Origin of the sequence: Variovorax sp. N23 (genome assembly GCF_025486315.1) — a bacterium.
GTDB lineage: Bacteria > Pseudomonadota > Gammaproteobacteria > Burkholderiales > Burkholderiaceae_C > Variovorax.
In genome coordinates, this window is the sequence record NZ_JAOOPY010000020.1 from 1 (window position 1) to 20,385 (window position 20,385).

The 20,385-nt window shown below is 70.7% G+C and carries 14 protein-coding genes; 2 read left to right on the forward strand and 12 right to left on the reverse strand.

Features of this window, described 5'->3' with window-relative positions; all coding sequences use genetic code 11:
* The 12 genes from N8A90_RS22940 to N8A90_RS22995 form a co-directional block, all read right to left on the reverse strand.
* On the reverse strand, positions 1–359 hold a 359-nt coding region (locus N8A90_RS22940; RefSeq protein WP_262077542.1), incomplete at its 3' end, for a cysteine peptidase family C39 domain-containing protein.
* A gap of 138 nt (positions 360–497) precedes the next feature.
* Positions 498–1,454 (reverse strand): alpha-E domain-containing protein, encoded by a 957-nt coding sequence (locus N8A90_RS22945; protein ID WP_262077543.1) that lies wholly within the window; start codon positions 1,452–1,454, stop codon positions 498–500.
* 20 nt (positions 1,455–1,474) lie between these two features.
* Positions 1,475–2,983, reverse strand: a complete 1,509-nt coding sequence (locus tag N8A90_RS22950) for a circularly permuted type 2 ATP-grasp protein (protein WP_262077544.1) — start codon at positions 2,981–2,983, stop codon at positions 1,475–1,477.
* Between the two features lie 84 nt (positions 2,984–3,067).
* Positions 3,068–5,152, reverse strand: a complete 2,085-nt coding sequence (locus tag N8A90_RS22955; RefSeq protein ID WP_262077545.1) for an acetate--CoA ligase family protein — start codon at positions 5,150–5,152, stop codon at positions 3,068–3,070.
* A 37-nt stretch (positions 5,153–5,189) separates the two neighbouring features.
* Positions 5,190–5,984 (reverse strand): oxepin-CoA hydrolase, alternative type, encoded by a 795-nt coding sequence (locus N8A90_RS22960; protein WP_262077546.1) that lies wholly within the window; start codon positions 5,982–5,984, stop codon positions 5,190–5,192.
* Positions 5,984–6,991: a tripartite tricarboxylate transporter substrate binding protein gene (locus N8A90_RS22965; RefSeq protein WP_410087736.1), complete on the reverse strand. Its 1,008-nt coding sequence runs from the start codon at positions 6,989–6,991 to the stop codon at positions 5,984–5,986. Before N8A90_RS22965 ends, N8A90_RS22960 begins: the two co-directional genes overlap by 1 nt.
* Before the next feature lie 28 nt (positions 6,992–7,019).
* Entirely contained in the window at positions 7,020–7,895 is an 876-nt protein-coding gene (locus N8A90_RS22970; RefSeq protein ID WP_316044035.1) for a MaoC family dehydratase, read from the reverse strand.
* 1 nt (position 7,896) lies between these two features.
* On the reverse strand, positions 7,897–8,904 hold the full coding sequence (locus N8A90_RS22975) for a tripartite tricarboxylate transporter substrate binding protein (RefSeq protein ID WP_262077547.1): 1,008 nt from the start codon (positions 8,902–8,904) through the stop codon (positions 7,897–7,899).
* A 55-nt stretch (positions 8,905–8,959) separates the two neighbouring features.
* Positions 8,960–9,343, reverse strand: coding sequence for a Zn-ribbon domain-containing OB-fold protein (locus N8A90_RS22980; protein ID WP_262077548.1), 384 nt, complete (start codon positions 9,341–9,343; stop codon positions 8,960–8,962).
* Positions 9,340–10,500 (reverse strand): thiolase family protein, encoded by a 1,161-nt coding sequence (locus N8A90_RS22985; RefSeq protein ID WP_262077549.1) that lies wholly within the window; start codon positions 10,498–10,500, stop codon positions 9,340–9,342. Before N8A90_RS22985 ends, N8A90_RS22980 begins: the two co-directional genes overlap by 4 nt.
* Entirely contained in the window at positions 10,500–11,345 is an 846-nt protein-coding gene (locus N8A90_RS22990; RefSeq protein ID WP_262077550.1) for an IclR family transcriptional regulator, read from the reverse strand. Before N8A90_RS22990 ends, N8A90_RS22985 begins: the two co-directional genes overlap by 1 nt.
* A 141-nt stretch (positions 11,346–11,486) precedes the next feature.
* Positions 11,487–13,898 (reverse strand): DNA internalization-related competence protein ComEC/Rec2, encoded by a 2,412-nt coding sequence (locus N8A90_RS22995; RefSeq protein ID WP_262077605.1) that lies wholly within the window; start codon positions 13,896–13,898, stop codon positions 11,487–11,489.
* Positions 13,899–14,067: 169 nt separating this feature from the next.
* Between N8A90_RS22995 and N8A90_RS23000 the strand changes: the two genes are divergently transcribed.
* On the forward strand, positions 14,068–17,586 hold the full coding sequence (locus N8A90_RS23000) for a DUF2126 domain-containing protein (RefSeq protein WP_262077551.1): 3,519 nt from the start codon (positions 14,068–14,070) through the stop codon (positions 17,584–17,586).
* A gap of 102 nt (positions 17,587–17,688) precedes the next feature.
* Positions 17,689–20,385: a circularly permuted type 2 ATP-grasp protein gene (locus N8A90_RS23005; protein WP_410087737.1), complete on the forward strand. Its 2,697-nt coding sequence runs from the start codon at positions 17,689–17,691 to the stop codon at positions 20,383–20,385.

A 20,385-nucleotide genomic window follows, 5' to 3' on the forward strand; every position in this document is an offset into this window, starting at 1 on the left:
TCTTGCAGCAGAACGCGTTGTGCGTCGCACTGGGCCAGCACGACGAAGCGCTCATGACCATCGTCGGCGCGGAGGACGGCCAAGGCCGGCAGCGGTGCCAGGGCCAAGCGCTTTAGGTCGGTGACGCTGCGCTTGGCACTCAGGCCGAGTTGCTTGGCTGCGCGCAGCAGCGTGGCGGTGTCTATGGCATCACTGGGGGCCAGACCCAGTTGGTGCGCCAGCGTGGCCGGGTCGGCCGCAATCTGATGGAAGCGGGCAACGGTGCAGAGCGCCGCCAAGGGCGCCCAACTGCGCCTCGCGTCGGGCGACGGAGCGCTCGCTCTGTCCTCAGCAATCAGCTCCCCCTGCACAGCGCTCATTGTCGTCTTTTGTAAGTTCCCTTACCAAAAGATAACTTAACGCCAACTGACCTGCAAGTGCCAGATGCGGATTTTCTTACCGCCGAATTGTGTTCAGCCGGAGATCAAAGTCAACAGAATGTTGGCAATGAAAACGGCTCAGTGCGTCGGCACCAGGAAGTCCTGGCTGATCCGCCACCCCAGCTCGTTCACCCGGTCGAGGAACTGCGTCAGGTAGGCGTGCAGCCCGGTCGCGAGGATCTCGTCGACGCGGGCGTACTGCAGGTCGGCCAGCAGCTTGCCGGCGCGGCGTTGGGTTTCGGCGCTCTGGTCGTTCTGCACCTTGGCGAGGTTGGCCACCACCTCGGCCAGGCTGGCGTGCAGCGAGCGCGGCATGTCGGGGCGCAGGATGAGCAGTTCGGCGACGCGCTCGGGCTTGATCACGTCGCGGTAGACCTTGCGGTACACCTCGAAGGCCGAGACGCTGCGCAGGATCGCGCTCCAGTGATAGAAGTCGTACTCCTGGTCTTCCTCGGTGGCGGCGCCGAAGAACTCGCTGTTGAGCGCATGGAACTTCACGTCGACCAGGCGCGCCGTGTTGTCGGCGCGCTCGAGGAAGGTGCCCAGGCGCGAGAAGTAGAAGGCCTCGTCCTGCAGCATGGTGCCCAGCGTGACGCCGCGCGACAGGTGCGAGCGGAACTTCACCCACTCGAAGAACTGGGCCGGGTCGCGCTCGAACTCGCCGGCGCGCAGCATGCGGTTGACGTCGAGCCAGGTGGTGTTCTGCGTCTCCCAAGCCTCGGTGGTGAGCGCGCCGCGCACCGCACGGGCGTTCTCGCGCGCGGCCTTCAGGCAGGAGATGATCGACGAGGGGTTCGACTCGTCCTTGACCATGAACTCCATCACCTCGTCGGGAACGATCTGATCGTGCTTCTCGTTGTAGGCCGGCAGCAGTTCGCTGATGGACAAGAGGCCCTGCCAGCCGTACTTGGCCACTTCGGCCGACTGCGGCAGCAGCGAGGTCTGGTAGTTGACGTCGAGCATGCGCGCGGTGTTCTCCGCGCGCTCGGTGTAGCGCGACATCCAGTAGAGGTGGTCGGCGGTGCGTGACAGCATGTGTGGCTTCTCCTCTTGCTTCAGGCCGACTGAGTTTGGGTTTGCGATGGCGCGGCCGCCGGTGCGGCGGCCCTGGGGCGCCGGTCGGCTTCGAGGATCCAGGTGTCCTTGGTGCCCCCGCCCTGCGACGAGTTGACGACCAGCGAACCTTCCTTGAGCGCGACGCGCGTCAGGCCGCCCGGCACCATCTGCACCTCCTTGGCCGACAGCACGAAGGGGCGCAGGTCGATGTGGCGCGGCGCGATGCCGGCGTCGACGAAGGTCGGCGAGGTCGACAGGCTCAGCGTGGGCTGCGCGATGTAGCCGTCGGGCTTGGCGATCACGGCCTGGCGGAACTCCTCGATCTCGGCCTGCGTGGCGGCCGGGCCGATGAGCATGCCGTAGCCGCCCGCGCCGTGCACTTCCTTCACGACCAGGTCCTTCATGTTGTCGAGCGTGTATTGCAGCTCGTCCTTGTTGCGGCACATGTAGGTCGGCACGTTCTTCAGGATCGGCTTCTCGCCGAGGTAGAACTCGATCATCTTGGGCACGTAGGGGTAGATCGACTTGTCGTCGGCCACGCCGGTGCCGACCGCATTGCTGATCGCGACGTTGCCGGCGCGGTAGGCGCGCATCAGGCCGGCGCAACCCAGCGTCGAGGTCGGGCGGAACACCTCGGGGTCGAGGTAGTCGTCGTCGACGCGGCGGTAGATCACGTCGACCCGCTTCGGGCCGCGCGTGGTACGCATGTAGACGAAGTCGTCCTTCACGAACAGGTCCTGCCCCTCGACCAGTTCGACGCCCATCTGCTGCGCCAGGAAGGCGTGCTCGAAGTAGGCGCTGTTGTACATGCCGGGCGTGAGCACGACGACCGTCGGCTCGGCGGTGGCCGGCGGCGCGCTGGCGCGCAGGGTTTCGAGCAGCAGGTCGGGGTAGTGCGCGACCGGCGCGATGCGGTTCTGCGCGAACAGGTCCGGGAAGAGCCGCATCATCATCTTGCGGTTTTCCAGCATGTAGCTCACGCCGCTGGGGACCCGCAGGTTGTCCTCGAGCACGTAGTACTCGCCGTTGCCGTCGGCATCGGGCGCGCGGACGATGTCGATGCCCGAGATGTTCGAGTAGACGTTGTTCGGCACCGTCACGCCCATCATCTCGGGGCGGAACTGCGCGTTGTCGCGGATCTGCTCGATCGGGATGATGCCGGCCTTGACGATTTCCTGGTCGTGGTAGACGTCGTGGATGAAGCGGTTGAGCGCATTCACCCGCTGGACCAGGCCCTTCTCCATCAGTTCCCACTCGTGCGCGGGAATGATGCGCGGCAGCAGGTCGAAGGGGATCAGGCGCTCGGTGCCCGAACCGTCCTCGTCCTTGGCGCCGTACACCGCGAAGGTGATGCCGACACGGCGGAAGATCATCTCGGCCTCTTCCCGCCGGGATTTCATCAACTCGCCGGGCTGTTTGGACAGCCATTGGTCGTAGCGCTTGTAGTGGCTCCGGATCGCAGCGCCCGCGTAGGGCAACTGCTCGTACATCTCATCGAATTTGTGCATGGAACGACCAATCTCCTTCGACATAGCTTAGCAAGTTCAAGGCCAAGCTTCGGGCGATCTTTGCACAAGCGGGACTTCGGCCGCTCAGCCACCCCGCTCGATCAGGGCGTCCAGCACCACGGCGCCCTGGCCCCGGGCCGCGACCAGCACCGGGTTGACGTCGATCGATGCGATGGCCCCGCCGGCCCCCACGATGAGCTTCCCGACGGCCACCACCACCTCGGCCAGCGCGTCGATGTCCAGCGGCGGATCGCCCCGCACGCCCTCGAGCAGCGGCGCGATGCGCAGCGTGCGCAGGGCTGCCGTCACGTCGGCCGCGGCAAAGGGCGGCACGAGCACAGCCACGTCCTGCAGCGCCTCGACGTACTTGCCGCCATCGCCCACCACCACCACTGGCCCGAAGACCGGGTCGATGCGCGCGCCGACCATGAATTCGTGCTGCCCGCGGCGCATGGCGGCCACGATCACGCCTTCTTGCGTGGCGCCGAGCTCGGCGAGCTTGGCCCATTGCCGATCGAACAAGGCAGCCGCCTCCGCCGCCGTACCGACGTTCAGCGCCACCAGGCCGTGCTCCGACTTGTGCGGCACATCGCCCGAACAGGCTTTGACGACGGCCGGGGCACCCACTGCGGCCAGTGCGTCCTCGGCCTCCTTCGCGCTGCGACACAAGCGATGCGCCACCACCGGCACGCCGGCCGCGGCCAGCACCGCCAGGCTTTGCGCTTCGTTCAGGAACTGCCCGGTGCCGGGCGGCAGCGCGGGGGCCGTGTCGGCGGGCCACGGCACGATCGCCTTGCGCATCAGCGCCGTGTGCGACGCCAACTGCGCCAGCGTGCCCAGCGCGTCGTTCTCGTTGACGTAGGTCGGAATGCCCTGCGCCTTGAAGGGCGCGGCCACCGAGTCCTGCCAGGCCGCCACGACCACCGGCTTGCCCGTGCTCAGCGCGAAGGCGGCCGTGTCGCGCGCAAAGGCCTCGACGTCGTAGCCCGCACCGGCCACCGGGATGTTGATGAAGAACAGGTCGGCCGCCGGGTCCTGCGCCACGGCCGGCAGCACGTCGCCGAACAGGCCGCTGTTCGACAGCAGCGCGGCGGTGATGTCGATCGGGTTCAGCGCCGTCGCGAAGCCCGGCAGGCGGCTCGCCACGTCGGCGCGGGTGGCGGGCGCCAGTTCGGCCAGCGGCAGCCCGAATTCCTCCGACGCATCGGCGCCCATCACACAGCTCGCGCCCGAGTTGCTGATGATCACCAGCCGCCGGCCCTCGGGCCGCCAGCCTTTCAGATAAGCCTCGGCCGCCAGCGCCTGCGCATGCGGGTCGCGCACCCGCCAGATGCCGTGGTGGCGGAAGAAGGCGTCGACCGTGCGGTCTTCGTTGGCCAGCGAGCCGGTGTGCGACGACGCCGCCTTCTGTCCGCTCTCCGAGCGCCCGGCCTTCACCGCGATGATCGGCAGGTCGCGCTCGCGCGCATAGGCCGCGGTACGCGCCAGCAGCTCCGGGTTGGCGATGTTCTCGAGGTACAGAAGCAGCAGCTTCACGTCGGGGTCGTGCGCCACCGCCCAGGCCAGGTCGGACACGGTGATGTCGGCCTCGTTGCCAGTCGCGTGCACATGGCGCACGCCCAGGCCGCGGCCGCGCAGCAGGCCGTAGGCCATGGCGCTCATGCCGCCGCTCTGGCTCACGATGCCGACCGGGCCGTCGGCCGGTGGCACCTCGACGAACATGGTCGAGAAGCCGGCGATGGCGCCGGTGCTGAAGTTGGCCAGCCCTTGCGTGTTGGGCCCATAGAGGCGCATGCCGGCGGCGCGCGCGGTGGCGACCATGGCGTGCTGCACCGCACGACCCGCCTCCCCCGTCTCGCCGAAGCCCGACGCGACCACCACCGCCGACTTCACGCCGAACGCCGCGCATTGCGCCACCGCATCGACCGCCTTGTCGCCGCCGACGATGACCATCGCCAGGTCGGGCGCCTCGGGCAGGGCCGCGAGCGACGCGTAGCTCTTGAGCCCCTGCACCTCCTCGCGCGCCGGGTTGATCGGGTAGATGCGCCCGCCGAAGCCGTGCTTCTGCATGTAGTAGATCGGCCGTCCACCGATCTTGTGGATATTCTCGGAGGCGCCGATGACGGCGACCGATTGCGGGTTCAGGGCGGATTCGAGCAGGTCGGACATGGAAGTGCTTTGCAGAGAAGAGAAAGAAGCGTCGGCCTCAGCCGCGGCGCGTATTCAGGAAGGATGCGATACCTTCACCGCACGCGTCGCTGTAGAGGCTCTCGACGAAGGCGTCGCGTTCGGCGTCGAGCTGTGCGCGCCGCGAGCGGCCGCGTGCCGCATGCACCAGCTGCTTGATGCGCGCCTGCGCGTCGAAGGGGCCGGCGGCCAGCCGCTGCGCCCAGGCCATGGCGGTGGCGAGCGCCTCGCCGTGCGGCACCACCCGGTTGACGACACCGAGCGCATGCAGCCTGTCGGCCGTGCAGACGCCGCCGTCGAGCAGCAGCTCCAGCGCCAACTGCGACGGCAGCGCGCGCGCCAGCGAATCGGAGCCGCCGCCGTCGGGCGTGAGTGCGAGCTTGACGTAGGACATGACGAACTTCGCGTCCGCGGCCGCGACGATCAGGTCGCAGCCCAGGCAGACCGAGAAGCCGCCACCGGCCGCCGCGCCCTCGACGGCGGCGATGACCGGCTGCGGCGCGTCGTGCATCGCCATCGCCCAGTCGTGCAGTGCGTCGAGGTGCGCCGCCTGCGTCTCGCGCGGCAGTTCGCGCTGGGCCGCCAGGCGCTTGAGGTCGCCACCGCCGCAGAAATGATCGCCCTCGCCCGTCAGCACGATGGCGCGCACCGCGCGGTCGTCCACCACACGGCGCAACGCATCGACCGCGGCGCGATAGAGCGACGGATGCATCGCGTTGCGCGCCGTCGGGTTGCTGATCGTCATCACCAGCACCGGGCCGTCCCGGTGAACCAGAAGACGCGCGGCGGTCTCGGCCGGTTCGGGCGTCGCCATCAGTCGACCTTGATGTTCGCCGTGCGCACCACCTTCGTCCATTTGGCGATCTCGGCGTGCAGCATCTTTCCGAAGGCTTCGGGCGTGCTCGGCATCGCCTCGGCCCCGACGTCGTAGAGGCGCTGCTTGACCCGCGGGTCGTCCAGCGCCTTGCCGATGTCGGCACTCAGGCGCTGCACCACGTCCTTCGGCGTGCCGGCCGGCGCCAGGAACGCGGCCCACGAATACGCCTCGTAGCCCGGCAGGCCCGACTCGGCCACGGTCGGCACGTCGGGCAGCAGCGCCGAGCGCTTGGCACTGGCGACGGCAATGGCGCGCACCTTGCCGGCCTTGATCTGCGGCAAGGCGGTGGGCGCGTCGCTGAACATGAACTGCACCTGCCCGCCGAGCAGGTCGGTCATGGCCGGCGCGCTGCCCTTGTACGGCACATGCAGCAGCTTCGTGCCGGCCTGCATGTTGAACAGCTCGCCCGCCAGGTGCGTGCCACCGCCGTTGCCGGCCGAGCCGAAGCTCAGCGTGCCCGGCGCGCGCTTGTCGAGGGCGATGACGTCGGCCACCGTCTTCACCGGCACGTCCGGGTGCGCCACCAGCACCACCGGGAACATCGCGCCGAAGCTCACCGGCACGAAGTCGCGCTCGATGTCGTAGGTCAGCCGCGGCTTGAGGCTGGGCAGCACCGAATGGTGGATGCTGCAGACGAAGACGTTGTAGCCGTCGGCCGGCAGCTTGGCCGCGATCTCGGCCCCGACGATGCCGCCGGCGCCCGCGCGGTTGTCGACGATGGCCTGCTGGCCCCACAGTTCCGACAGCTTCTGCGCGACGGCGCGGCCGGTGGTGTCGACCGGGCCGCCGGCCGGGAACGGCACGACGAACTTCACCGGGCGGCTGGGGTAGGCGCTCTGCGCGAAGGCGGGCAGGGCCAGCGTGCCGAGCGCGGCGGCCGCGCCGCCCAGCAGGGTTCGGCGGCCGATGGCGGGGCCATGGATCTCGGGGGTCTGCATCGTCATCTTGTCTCCTCGTCGTTGGTTTGAAAACTCAGGCCGCGAACACGGCGTGGCCGTGGTCGAGCACCACCTTGTCGCGCGCCGGCACGCGGACGCGAAAGCGCACGTCGCTGTCCTGACGGAACAGTTCGAGCCGCAGCGTCTCGCCCGGAAAGACCGGGGCCGAGAAGCGTGCGTACAGGCGGCGCAGCCGCGTGGGGTCGCTGCCGGCGCACTGCGCCAGCAGCGCATGCGCCGCGATGCCCCAGGTGCACAGGCCGTGCAGGATCGGCCGGTCGAAGCCCGCCGCCCGCGCCGTCGCGGGGTCGGAATGCAGCGGGTTGCGGTCGCCGCAGAGGCGGTAGAGCAAGGCCTGTTGCGGCAGCGTCGGGATGTCGACGATGGCATCGGGCTCGCCCGCGGGCACCGGCACGGGCGGCGGCGGCGCGGCATCGCCGGGCATGTCGGCGGTCGCGAAGCCGCCGTTGCCGCGGGCGAAGGTGGTGTGCGTCACGGTCGCGAGCAGCGCGTCGCTGTCGGCGTCGTGCAGCGCCTTGTCGTAGCTGATGGTGGCGCCGCGGCCCGGCCCCTTGTCGACGATGCGGGTCACGCGGTGACGCGCCCGAACGGCGCCTGCGGCCGGCAAGGGCCGGTGCCACACGACCTGCTCTTCGCCGTGCACGATCTGCGCGAAGTCGATGCCGGTGGCCGGGTCCTGCATCCACGAGCCCGGGAAGCCCAGCACCACCGCCATCGTCGGCAGCGCCAGCGGCGCCGCGGGTGAGTCGTTGACGAACTGCAGCTGCTTCGCGTCGGTCGGGTCACCGCCCAGGCCCAGCGCGAGCGCGTAGCGCATCGTGTCGTCGGCGTCGTAGCGCTGCACGACCTCGTCGAAGCGCCATGCCTTCAGTCGATGGAAGTCGATCACCTCAGTCCACCTTCGCGCCCGACACCTTCACGACCTTGGCCCACTTGTCGACTTCGGCGGTCATGAAGCGGCCGAAGTCGTCCGGTGAGCTCCAGGCGGCGGCGAAACCCTGCGCCTCGAACTTGTCCTTCACGTCCGGCGCAGCGAGCACCTTCTTCAACTCGGCACTCAAGCGCGCCAACACCTCGGGCGGCGTACCGGCGGGCGCCAACAGGCCGTTCCATGCGATGGCCTCGTAGCCCGGCAGGCCGGACTCGGCCACGGTCGGCACATCGGGCGCCACCGGCGAACGCGCAGCGCTCGTCACGGCCAGCGCCTTCAGCTTGCCGCCCTTCACATGCGGCATGGCCGACAGCATGGTGTCGAACATCAGCTGCGTCTGTCCGCCCATGGTGTCGGTCAGCGCGGGCGCGCTGCCCTTGTACGGGATGTGGTTCATCTTTACGCCGGCCATTGCCGCGAAGAGCTCGGCCGACAGGTGCGTCGACTGGCCGTTGCCCGAGGACGCGAAGTTGAGCTCGCCCGGCTTGGCCTTGGCCAGCGCGATGAGCTCGGCCACGTTCTTCGCCGGCAGGCTCGGGTTCGCGACGATCACCAGCGGGCCGCTGGTCAGCAGCGACACCGGCGCGAAATCCTTCGACAGCGAATAGCCGAGGTTCTTGAAGAGCGACGGATTGATGGCGTGCGCCGTGGTCGCGACCACCAGCGTGTAACCGTCGGCCGGGCTGCGCGCCACCAGCTCGGCGCCCGTGTTGCCACCCGCGCCCGGCCGGTTGTCGACGATGAACTGCTGACCCATCGCGTCCGACAGCTTCTGCGCGACCAGGCGCGCCACGATGTCGGTCGGCCCACCCGGCGGGTAAGGCACCACCAGCTTGACTGGTTTGGTGGGATACGTCGGCGCTGGTGCCTGCGCCTGCGCGAAGGCCGGGATGGCCAGACACAGCGCGGCGCCCGCTGCGGCGAGCAGGCGGCGGCGTGAGGGAAAGCAGAAGCGGATCGCATGCATGTCTTTGTCTCCAGTCGTTTTGTTCTCGTTGACGGATGCCCCGATGCGCCACGCGCTACCCGGTGGCGGGCGAAAAGCGGACCAGCGTGTGGCCGTCGTGCGCGAAGAAGCCGGCCGCCACGCGGTCGCCGATGCGCACGCCCGGCTCGGCGTGCGCCATCAGGCGCGGGCCTTCGTCGAGCTGCGCGATGACCAGCGTGTACGGCGCGAGCGCGCGGAAGGCATCGGATGGCGCGCGCGACACCACGGTCACCGCATGCAGCGTGGCGGTGCCGCAGGCCGTTGCCCACGCCAGCGCTTCGCTGCCGCAGTGCGCGCAGGCATAGCGCGCCAGCGTCTGCGCCGTGCCGCACGCGGCGCAGCGCTGAAAGCGCAGTTCGTGCCGCGCGAGGCCATCGACGAAGGGCGATGCGAGCGCGCTGGAAGACGTGGCAGTCATGGCGAAGGCTCCTGCGAGAGGATCAGGCTCACATGCGAGGACATCACGCCGCCGTCGGCGTGGACGAAGGCATGGTTCGGCCGGGCGACCTGACGCGCGCCGGCCTGGCCGGTCATCTGCCGGAACACCTCGACCGCGTGCGCCATGCCGCCGGCCACGCCGCAATGGCCGAAGGACAGCAGGCCGCCGTGCGTGTTGAGCGGCAACGGCCCGCCCGGTGCGAAGTCGCCGTTGCGCACCCGCTGGGCCGCCCCGCCGCGCGGCGCGAAGCCGATCTCTTCGAGCAGCATGGTCAGCGTGATCGTGAAGGAGTCGTAGATGCCGAGGTGGTCGATGTCGGCCACGCCAAGACCCGCGTCGGCGAAGGCGCGCTGCGCCGCGATGGCCGCGCCGCACTGCATCACGTCGGCCATCGCGCTCAGGTGCTGGTGCCGATGCGCCTGGCCGGCGCCGGCCATGGCAACGCGCGGGCCGTCACCGGGCACGGCCGACACCACCAGCGCCATCGCGCCGTCGGAGATCGGGCAGCAATCCATCAGCTTGAGCGGGGCGGCGATCGGCTTGGAGGCCAGCACGTCGGCCACCGTGATCGGTGCGGTGAGGTGCGCGCCGGGGTGCCGCCCCGCGTTGGCGCGCATCAGCACGGCGAACTCGGCGAGGTCGGCTTCGGTGGTGCCGGTCTCGTGCAGGTAGCGCGAGGCCATCAGGCCGTAGTAGGCCGGCACGGACGCGCCGTTGGGCACCTCGTAGTCGGGGTCGCCGACCTGCGCCAGCGTCTGGATGGCGCTGTCGCGCGACTGGCCGCTCAGCCGGTTCTCGCCGGCCACCACCAGCACATGGCGGCAACGGCCGCTGCGCACCAGCTCGCGCGCCAGCATCAGCATCGCGGCGCCCGTCGCACCGCCCAGCTGCAGGCTGTGCGCGTAGGCCGGGTCGAGCGAGAAGCGCTCGCAGAACAGCGTGGAGATCATCAGGTGCGGCAGCGTGGTGGCGTAGCCGCACAGCACGCCGTCGATGTCCGCGCGCTGCAGGCCGGCGTTTTGCAATGCCTGCTGCGCGGCCTGCGCCATCAGGTCGAGCGCGCCCTGCCCGTCGTGGCGGCCGAAGGCGGTGCCGCCGACGCCGGTGATCCACGCCGTCGTGGGGTTCGTCGCCATCAGTGCACCCGCCCGCGCCGCGTGACGGCCGCGGCGCCGCCGGTGTGGGCGGCGCGGCTCCACAGCACTTCGCAGGTCGCGGCCTCGCGCCGCAGCGCCTGCGCCAGTTCGGCTTCGCGCGACGTGATGCGATCGTTGAGCGCCGCGATGCTGATGGCCGCGACCGGCCGCCCGTCGGCCCCGAGGATCGGCACCGCGATGCCGCCCATGCGTTCGATCACCACGTCGAGCAGCACGGCGTAGCCGCGCTCGCGCGCTTCGCGGGCCTGCTCTTCCAGCAGCTGCGCCGTGATGCGCGGGTAGCGCTGCAGCTGCGGCGCGATCACCGCCAGCGCGGCCTGCCGTTCGGCCTCGGGCATCCAGGCCAGCAGCGCCAGGCTGCCGGCGCCCACGCCCAGCGGGCGGCGGCTGCCGATGGTGAGGTAGTTCGCGCGGATCGGGTAGCGGCCCTCCTCCACGTCGACGCAAAGCGATTCGATGCCGCTCGGGATCGACAGGATCACGCTGTCCTCGAACTGCCCGGTGAGCCGCAGCAGCGCCGGCCGCACCAGCGGGCGCGGGTCGAAGCGGGCCAGCGCGGCGGCGCCCAGCACCAGCAGCTCGGCCCCCAGGCTGTAGTGCTTGCTGTGCGGGTCGCGCACGACGAAGCCGTCGTGCATCAGCACCTCGAGCAGGCGCAGCACGGTGGTCTTGTCGAGGCCGGTGGCAAGGGCGATGTCGGTCAGGCGCGTGACGCCGGGGTCGGACAGCGCACGCAGGATGCGGCAGGCACGCTCGACCGACGAGGTGGGTTCCACGGCCCGCTGGGCCAGCATCGACGCAGGGGTGCGCGTTCTTCCGGGCATGTTGTCTCTTGTTTCGTTCAGCGGAACACCGCGAAGTCGTTCTGCATTGAACGCGCCGCCGCTTTCCGGCGTCAAGCAAAGCCGGAAAAGTTGCCGCAGGCGAAACTTTTCAAGGGAAAACCCGGCACGGCCGGAGCCCGCTCACGGCACGCGGTGGTGCCAGTAGCGCGCCTGCGTCGCGCGCTCGCAGCGCACCGCCTGCGGCGCGCGGCTCGACCACTGCGCGGCGCCGCAGTGCGGGCTGTCGATGACCGTCGTGCCGCGCGCCTCGTAGGCCTCGCGCACCGGTGGCGCGGGGTGGCCGAAGCGGTTGCGGTAGCCCGCCTGCATCAGCGCCAGGCGCGGCTGCACAGCGTCCAGCAAGGCCGGGCTCGACGAGCTCTCGCTGCCATGGTGCGGCACCAGCAGCAGGTCGGCGCGCAGGGCGCCCTCGGCGCTGCGTGCGACGAGCGCGGCCTCCTGCGCGCGCTCGATGTCGCCGGCCAGCAGCACGGCGGCGTGCCCGTTGCCGATGCGCAGCACGCAGGAGACGGTGTTGGGCTTGACCGACGGGGCGTCGTAGTCGGCCGCCCGTGGATGCAGCACCTCGAAAACCACGCCATCCCAGACCCAGCGCTGGCCGGCGATGCAGCGCTGGGCCGGCCGCAGCGTCTGCGCCGGATGGGCGGCCTCGATCGAACTGAGCAATGCGGCCTGCGGCTGCATGGCGAGCACGGCGGGCGCGCCGCCGGTGTGGTCGCTGTCGCGGTGGCTCAGCACCACGGTGTCCAGGCGCTCGCCGCCCGCGCGCAGCAGCGGCACCAGCACGCGGTGGCCGGCATCACTCTCCAGGCTATAGCGCGGGCCGGCGTCGTACAGCAGGCTGTGGGTGGCGGTACGCACCAGCACCGCGTTGCCCTGGCCGATGTCGGCGGCCAGCAGCTCGAACTCGCCGACGGGCGGGCGTGGCGCCTGCCACAGCACCACGGGCAGCAACAGGGGCAGGCCCAGCACGCGCACCGACCACGGCAGGCGCATCGCCAGCAGCACGCCGCCCGCCACGCCGCCGACCGCGGCCCACAGCGGCGGCGCCGCCGTCGAGACGGTCGCGAAGGGCAGCGCCGCGAGCCACTGCAGCCACCACGACAGGCCCTGCACCGCCCAGGCGGCGGCATCCCATGCCCACGGCACCAAGGCGCCGAGCATGGCCAGCGGCGTCACGACCAGCGTGACCCAGGGGATGGCCAATGCGTTGGCGAACAGCCCGACCACCGACACCTGCTGGAACAGCAGCAGCGTCAGCGGCGTGAGCGCCAGCGTGACGACCGCCTGCTCGCGCGCCAGCCGGGCGAGGCGGCGGCGCCAGGTCAGGGCCTGCCCGGCCTCGGCCATCGCGTCGGTCGCGAAGAGTGCGGCGACGGCGACGAAGCTGAGCCAGAAGCCGGCCTGCATCAGGGCCCATGGGTCGACCGTCACCACCACTGCGCAGGCCAGCAGCCACACGCACGGCCAGGGCCAGCGCCGGCCGACGATGCGCAGCAGGGCGACGGTCGCCAGCATCCACACCGTGCGCTGCGAAGGCACCCCCCACCCGCTGAAGAGCGCGTACAGCCCGGCCAGCGCCACGCCGCCGACGAGGGCGGCCTGCTGCGCCGGCCAGCGCAGCATCAGGCGCGTGCTGCGCCGCCACAGCGCCCCGACGAGCAAGGCCGCGAGCCACGCGAACATGGTGATGTGCAGTCCCGAGATGGCCATCAGATGCGCCACGCCCGTCGCGCGGTAGACGTCCCAGTCGGCGCGGTCGATGGCACCCTGGTCGCCGGTCACCAGCGCGGCGATCACGCCGGCCAGGCGCCGGTCGGTCACGCGCTCGAAGACCGCGTCGCGCACGGCTTCCCGGGCGCGCTCGACGGGGTGCCGCCAGGTGGCGGCGAGGCGCTCGGGCGGCGCATCGCGGGCGCCGGTGCGCACGTAGCCGGTCGCCTGCACGCCCTGCTCCCACAGCTGCAGCTCCTGGTCGAAGCCATGCGGGTTGAGGTTGCCGTGCGGGGCCTTGAGGCGCACGGTCAGCCGCCAGCGCTCGCCGGCGTGCAGCGCTGCGGGGCGGCGCGGGGCCTGCGGCGGGGCCGCTGCCTCCTCCGCCCCGCGGCCCCACAGGCCGGTGCCCTCGGCGTACCAGCCCAGCGCGATGCGGCGCGGTACGCGCGGCGGCGGTGGCTCGCTCGCCGCGTCACCGGCCCATCGCGCCGATTCGACATCGAGCCGGAAGCGCGTGCCGCTCTCGTCGTGCTGCGGCATCTGGGCGATCACACCCGTCACCTGAAGGTCTCGGCCCTCGAGCGACGGGTCCAGCGCGTCGCCGACATAGACCACCGCGCGCCATCCCGTGAGGCCGGCACTGGCGAGCGCTGCCAGCACCAGCCACGCGGCAACGGCCATTCGACCATGACGGCGCGTGCGCCAGATGGCGTACAGCGCCAGGCTCGCCGCAACGGCCAGGGCCGCATAGCGCCCGGCCGGCCACAACACCGCCTGCTGCAACTGCAGGGCAGCGCCCGCGATCGCGCCGGCCATGGCCGCGAATGGCGCCCAGCCGCGCAGCGCGTGCTGCGCCCTCAAGAAATCTCTCCCTGATCCATGCGGCCGGACCTCCCTTTACACGCTTTCCGTGGCGCGTTAATTGCTTTGCCGGTGGGCTAGTATGCGTCTCACCCGAGACCCGTCGCCGCTCCGAGAAAAACCGATGTCCATTCACGCCGCACTCCACCACGTCACCCACTACAAGTACGACCGTCCGGTGCAGCTCGGCCCGCAGGTGGTCCGCCTGCGCCCGGCGCCCCACTGCCGCAGCAACGTCATCTCGTACTCCCTGCGCATCGAGCCCGAACAGCACTTCATCAACTGGCAGCAGGACCCCTTCGCCAACTACCAGGCCCGCCTGGTGTTCCCCGAGAAGACGCGCGAGTTCAAGGTCACGGTCGACCTCGTGGTCGAGATGGCGGTCTACAACCCCTTCGACTTCTTCCTCGAGCCGCAGGCCGAGAATTTCCCCTTCACGTACACGGCCGAGCAGGCCGACGAACTCGCCCCCTACCTGGTGGTGGAGCCGGCCACGCCGCTGGTGCAGGCCTACCTCGACAAGATCGACCGCACCGAGAAGCGCACGATCGACTTCCTGGTTGGCATCAACCAGCAGGTGCAAGGCGACGTCGATTACCTGATCCGCATGGAGCCCGGCGTGCAGACGCCGGAAGAAACGCTCACCAACGGCAGCGGCTCCTGCCGCGACTCGGGCTGGCTGCTGGTGCAGCTGCTGCGCCACATGGGCCTGGCCGCGCGCTTCGTCTCGGGCTACCTGATCCAGCTCACGCCCGACGTGAAGGCGCTCGACGGCCCGAGCGGCACGACGGTCGACTTCACCGACCTGCACGCCTGGTGCGAGGTCTACCTGCCCGGCGCCGGCTGGATCGGCCTGGACGCCACCTCCGGCCTGCTCGCCGGCGAAGGCCACATCCCGCTGGCCTGCACGCCCACGCCGTCGAGCGCCGCGCCGATCGAAGGCGTGGTCGACGACGCCGAGGTCGAGTTCGGCCACGAGATGGTCGTCACCCGCATCCACGAATCGCCCCGCGTCACCAAGCCCTACACCGACGAACAGTGGGCCGAGGTGCTGGCCCTGGGCGAAGCCGTCGACAAGCGGCTGGCCGTCGGCGACGTGCGCCTGACCATGGGCGGCGAGCCGACCTACGTGGCCACCAGCGACCGCGACGCCGCCGAATGGAACACCGACGCGCTCGGCCCGACCAAGCGCGGCTATGCCACCGAGCTGGTGCAGAAGCTGCGCGCCGAATACGGCAACGGCGGCTTCCTGCACTTCGGCCAGGGCAAGTGGTACCCGGGCGAGCAACTGCCGCGCTGGGCGCTGTCGATCTTCTGGCGCGCCGACGGCCAGACCATCTGGCACAACCCCGAGCTCTTCGCCGACGAGCGCGTGCCCACGCACTACACCAGCGAAGACGCGCGCCGCTTCACCACCGTGCTGGCGCACCGCCTGGGCCTGACCGAGCGCTACATCCAGCCCGGCTACGAAGACACCTACTACTACCTGTGGCGCGAGCGCCGCCTGCCGGTCAACGTCGACCCCTTCGACTCGAAGCTCGACGACGAGATGGAACGCGTGCGGCTGCGCCGCGTGTTCACGCAGAAGCTCGACGCCGTCATCGGCTACATGCTGCCGGTCGAGCCTGGCAACGCCGATGCAGACGCGCCCGCGCTCGAAGGCCCCGGGTGGAAGACCGGCCCCTGGTTCCTGCGCGACGACCGCATGTACCTGATCCCCGGCGACTCGCCCATGGGCTACCGCCTGCCGCTCGATTCGCAGCCGTGGGCCAGCAAGGGCGACTACCCCTACCTGGTCGATCGCGACCCGACCGCGCCGCTGGCCGACCTGCCGAACGACGCCGACTACCGCGCACGCTACGCCGGCCTGCCGACCGGCCCGAAGGACGACCTGGGCGCCGTGCCCTATGCCTTCGGTTCGCCGCCGCAGACGCCGGCCGCCCTGCGCATGCAGGGCCCGGGTACGGCAACTGCAACCAGCACTGCGACAGGCCCGGGCGCAGCTTCGGCGGATAGCGCCGACCCCACCACGCCGCGCCAGCCGCGCCGCGGCGAGTCGGCCCACTGGATCACCCGCACCGCGCTGTGCGTCGAGGTGCGCGACCCGCGCCGCGCCAACGGGCCGGCCGCCGAGAAGGTCGGCGATTCGTCGGGCGTGCTCTACGTCTTCATGCCCCCGTTGCGCCGCCTGGAGGACTACCTCGACCTGGTCGCCGCGATCGAAGCCACCGCAGAACAACTCGGCTTGAAGATCGTGATGGAAGGCTACCCGCCGCCGCGCGACCCGCGCCTGAAGATGCTGGCCGTCACGCCCGACCCGGGCGTGATCGAGGTCAACATCCACCCGGCCAACAACTGGAAGGAACTGGTCGCCCACACCGAGTTCCTGTACGACGCGGCCTTCGAGACGCGCCTGTCGGCCGAGAAGTTCATGACCGACGGCCGCCACACCGGCACCGGCGGCGGCAACCACTTCGTGATGGGCGGCGCCACGCCCGCCGACAGCCCCTTCCTGCGCCGGCCCGAGCTGCTGGCCAGCCTGCTGCTGTACTGGCACAACCACCCGTCGCTCAGCTACCTGTTCTCGGGCATGTTCATCGGCCCGACCAGCCAGGCGCCGCGCGTGGACGAAGCGCGCAACGACCAGGTCTACGAGCTGGAGATCGCGCTCAAGGAGATCGCCAGGAACCGCGAGATCTACGGCCAGAACATGCCCGCCTGGCTGGTCGACCGCACGCTGCGCAACATCCTGGTCGACGTCACCGGCAACACGCACCGCAGCGAGTTCTGCATCGACAAGCTGTACTCGCCCGACTCCTCCACCGGCCGCCTCGGCCTCTTGGAACTGCGCGCCTTCGAGATGCCGCCGCACGCCCGCATGAGCATCGCGCAGCAGTTGCTGCTGCGTGCCTTCATCGCGCGCTTCTGGGACGAGCCCTACCAGGCGCCGGCCACCCGCTGGGGCACCGAGCTGCACGACCGCTTCCTGCTGCCGACCTTCGTCAAGATGGACTTCGAGGACGTCATCAGCGAGATGCGCCAGGCCGGCTTCCCCTTCGACCCCAACTGGTTCGCGCCGCACCTCGAATTCCGCTTCCCGCTGGTCGGCCAGGTGCAGGCGATGGGCGTCGAGCTGTCGCTGCGCAACGCGCTCGAGCCCTGGCACGTGATGGGCGAGGAAGGCTCGGCCGGCGGCACGGTGCGCTATGTCGATTCGTCGCTCGAACGCATCGAGGTGCGCGTGACCGGCCTCAACGAGAGCCGCCACGTCATCACCGTCAACGGCAAGGTGCTGCCGCTGCAGCCCACCGGCACGGTCGGCGAATTCGTCGCCGGCGTGCGCTACAAGGCCTGGAACCCGCCGTCGGCGCTGCATCCGAGCATCGGTGCGCATGCGCCGCTGACCTTCGACATCGTCGACACTTGGATGAAGCGCTCGCTGGGCGGCTGCCAGTACTTCGTCGCCCACCCGGGCGGACGCAGCTACGACACCTTCCCGGTCAACGCCTACGAGGCCGAGAGCCGTCGCATGGCGCGCTTCACGCGCATGGGCCACACACCGGGCCTGATGAAGACGCCGCCCGCGACGATCGAACTGGCCGGCAGCCGGGAATTCCCGTTCACGCTCGACCTGCGCCGATGAGGCTGCCCACGCGGCCGCATTGCGCAGGCGCCGGCATTCTGTCGTGCGGCCGGCGTCGTGCACGCGTGACCACGGTGTGACAATCGGCGCACCGTGGAACCCTTGAACGACTCCCTTTTCGGCGCGCAGTCGCTCGAATCTCCCGCCGCGCTGGCTTCAGCGCTGGCGCCGCCGGCCGCGCCTGGTCATTTCGACGAACTTCGGGGCGCCGCCACCCCAGCAGCCGTACCGCGCCAGCAGCCCGCGCCGGCCGGTGCGCCCCTGCACGACGCCGCCCTGCCGCCCCCCGCTGCCCCGGAATCGCCCGCCCCGGCGACCACCCCGGCCGCCGCCCCGGAACTGACGCCACCCTGGGCGCGCTTCTTCGAGCACCTGGGCAGCGGCGGTTTCGCCGACCTGCCGCGGCGCGCGCTCAACCTGGAGCGGCAGATCCGCGACAACGGCGTCACCTACAACGTCTATGCCGACGCCGACGGCCCGCAGCGGCCGTGGTCGCTCGATCTCTTCCCGCTGATCATCTCCCCGGAGAGCTGGACCCAGATCGAGGCCGGCGTGCTGCAGCGCGTGCGCGTGCTCGACCGCGTGATGGCCGACGTCTACGGCCCGCAGCAACTGCTGGCCGAGGGCCTGCTGCCGGCGGCGCTGGTGCGCGGCCATCCCGGCTACCTGCGCCCCATGCACGGCGTGAAGCCGCCCGGCGACACCTGGCTGCACATCGCCGCCTTCGACCTGGCGCGCGGCCCCGACGGCAACTGGTGGGTGGTGTCGCAGCGCACGCAGGCGCCCTCGGGCCTGGGCTACCTGCTGGAGAACCGGCTGGCCATCTCACGCCAGTTCCCGCAGGCCTTCGAGGAGCTGCAGGTGCAGCGGCTGGCCGCCACCTACAGCGCCATGATGGAAGGCCTGCAGGGCATGTGCCCGGCCGGTTCGCCGCCGCACATCGCGCTGCTCACGCCCGGCCCGTACAACGAAACCTACTTCGAGCACGCCTACCTGGCGCGCTACCTCGGCATCACGCTGGTCGAAGGCAACGACCTCACGGTGCGCGACCAGCGCGTGTACCTCAAGACGCTGCAGGGCCTGCGCCCGGTGCACGGGCTCATCAAGCGCCTGGACGACCAGTACCTCGATCCGCTCGAATTGCGGCCCGACTCCACGCTCGGGGTGCCCGGCCTGCTGCAGGCCATTCGCGCCGGCAACCTGCTGGTCGCCAACATGCCGGGCTCGGCCTTCCTCGAATCGCCGGCGCTGCTGGGCTTTCTGCCCGCGCTGGCGCGGCGTCTCATCGGCGAGAAGCTGCAACTGCCCGCGCTGCCCACCTGGTGGTGCGGCGAGCGCGCGGCACTGGAATCGGCACTGCCGCAGCTGGGCGACTGCGCCATCAAGGCCACCTACCCCGGCTACGACTCGCACACCAGCTTCGAGGCGGTGCTCGGCAGCCGCATGAGCCGGCGCGAGCTCGACGAATGGGCCGGCCGCATCGTGCGGCAAGGCGACGAGCACACGGTGCAGAGCTACCTGCCGCTGTCGCAGATGCCGACCTGGGCACCGAACTTCGGCCGTGGCCACATCGCACCGCGCGCCGTGATGCTGCGCGTGTTCGCGGTGAGCGACGGCGCGCGGTCCTGGCGCGTGCTGCCCGGCGGGCTGGCCCGGCTGGCCGGCGCCGATGCGCAGATCGCCTCGATGCAGCGTGGCGGCAGCAGCGCCGACGTCTGGGTGCAGACGCGCGGCGAGGTCGACCGCACCACGCGGCTGCAGCCGCATGCCACACCGGCCTCGCTGGCGCGGCACCGCGCCCCGGTCACCAGCCGCGCGGCCGAGAACATGTTCTGGCTCGGCCGCTACACCGAGCGCGCCGAGAACGCGGTGCGCCTGGCGCGCCTGGTGCTCGACCGCCTGGGCGGCGAGGAGCCCTCGTCGCGCCCGCTGCTCGAGTGGCTGCACGGGCTGTCCACGCGCAACACGCTGATCGCGCCCGAGGTGCCGATCGGCACCAAGGCGCGCCGTGTGTTCGAACGCGCGCTGATCGCCGACCTGGGCAACGCCGAGACCGGCGGCAGCGTGGGCTACAACCTGCGCTGCGTGCGGCAGGCCGCCGCCGCGGTGCGCGAGCGCCTGTCGCAGGACCACTGGAACCAGATCGTGCGCGCCGAGGAAGAATTCCTGCGCCGCACGGCCGAGCAGGACGACGACGAACGCGAAGGCGGCTTCGCCGCCGGCGCCGCACTGCACTCGCTCGAAGCCGCCAGCGCCGCGCTGTCGGCCATGACCGGCGCCCAAACCGACCGCATGACGCGCGACGACGCCTGGCGCCTGCTGTCCATCGGCCGCCACATCGAGCGCCTGGCCTTCCTGTCGAGCGCGCTGGCCGCGGGCTTCAAAGGCGGCGCGGTGCACGAGGTCAACGGCTTCGAGGCCGTGGTCGCGCTGTTCGACAGCACCATCACCTTCCACGCGCGCTACCAGCAGCGCCGCGACGTCGCCACGCTGGTCGACCTGCTGGTGCTCGACGGCGACAACCCGCGCTCCCTGGCCTGGGTCACGCAGACCCTGCGCGGGCGCATCGCCCGGCTCGCGGGCAGCGCCCCGGGCAAGCTCACCGCGCTGTCGTACGAACTGCCCGACCCGGCGATGTGGACGCTGGAGAACCTCTGCGAGGTCGACGCCGACGGCAAGTACCCGGCACTGGTCCAGCTCTTCGAGTACTGCGAAGCCGCGGCCTACCACGTGTCCGACGCGATCGGCATCCGCTACTTCACGCTCACCTCCGAGTCGGTTCGCTCCGTGGGAGTCTGA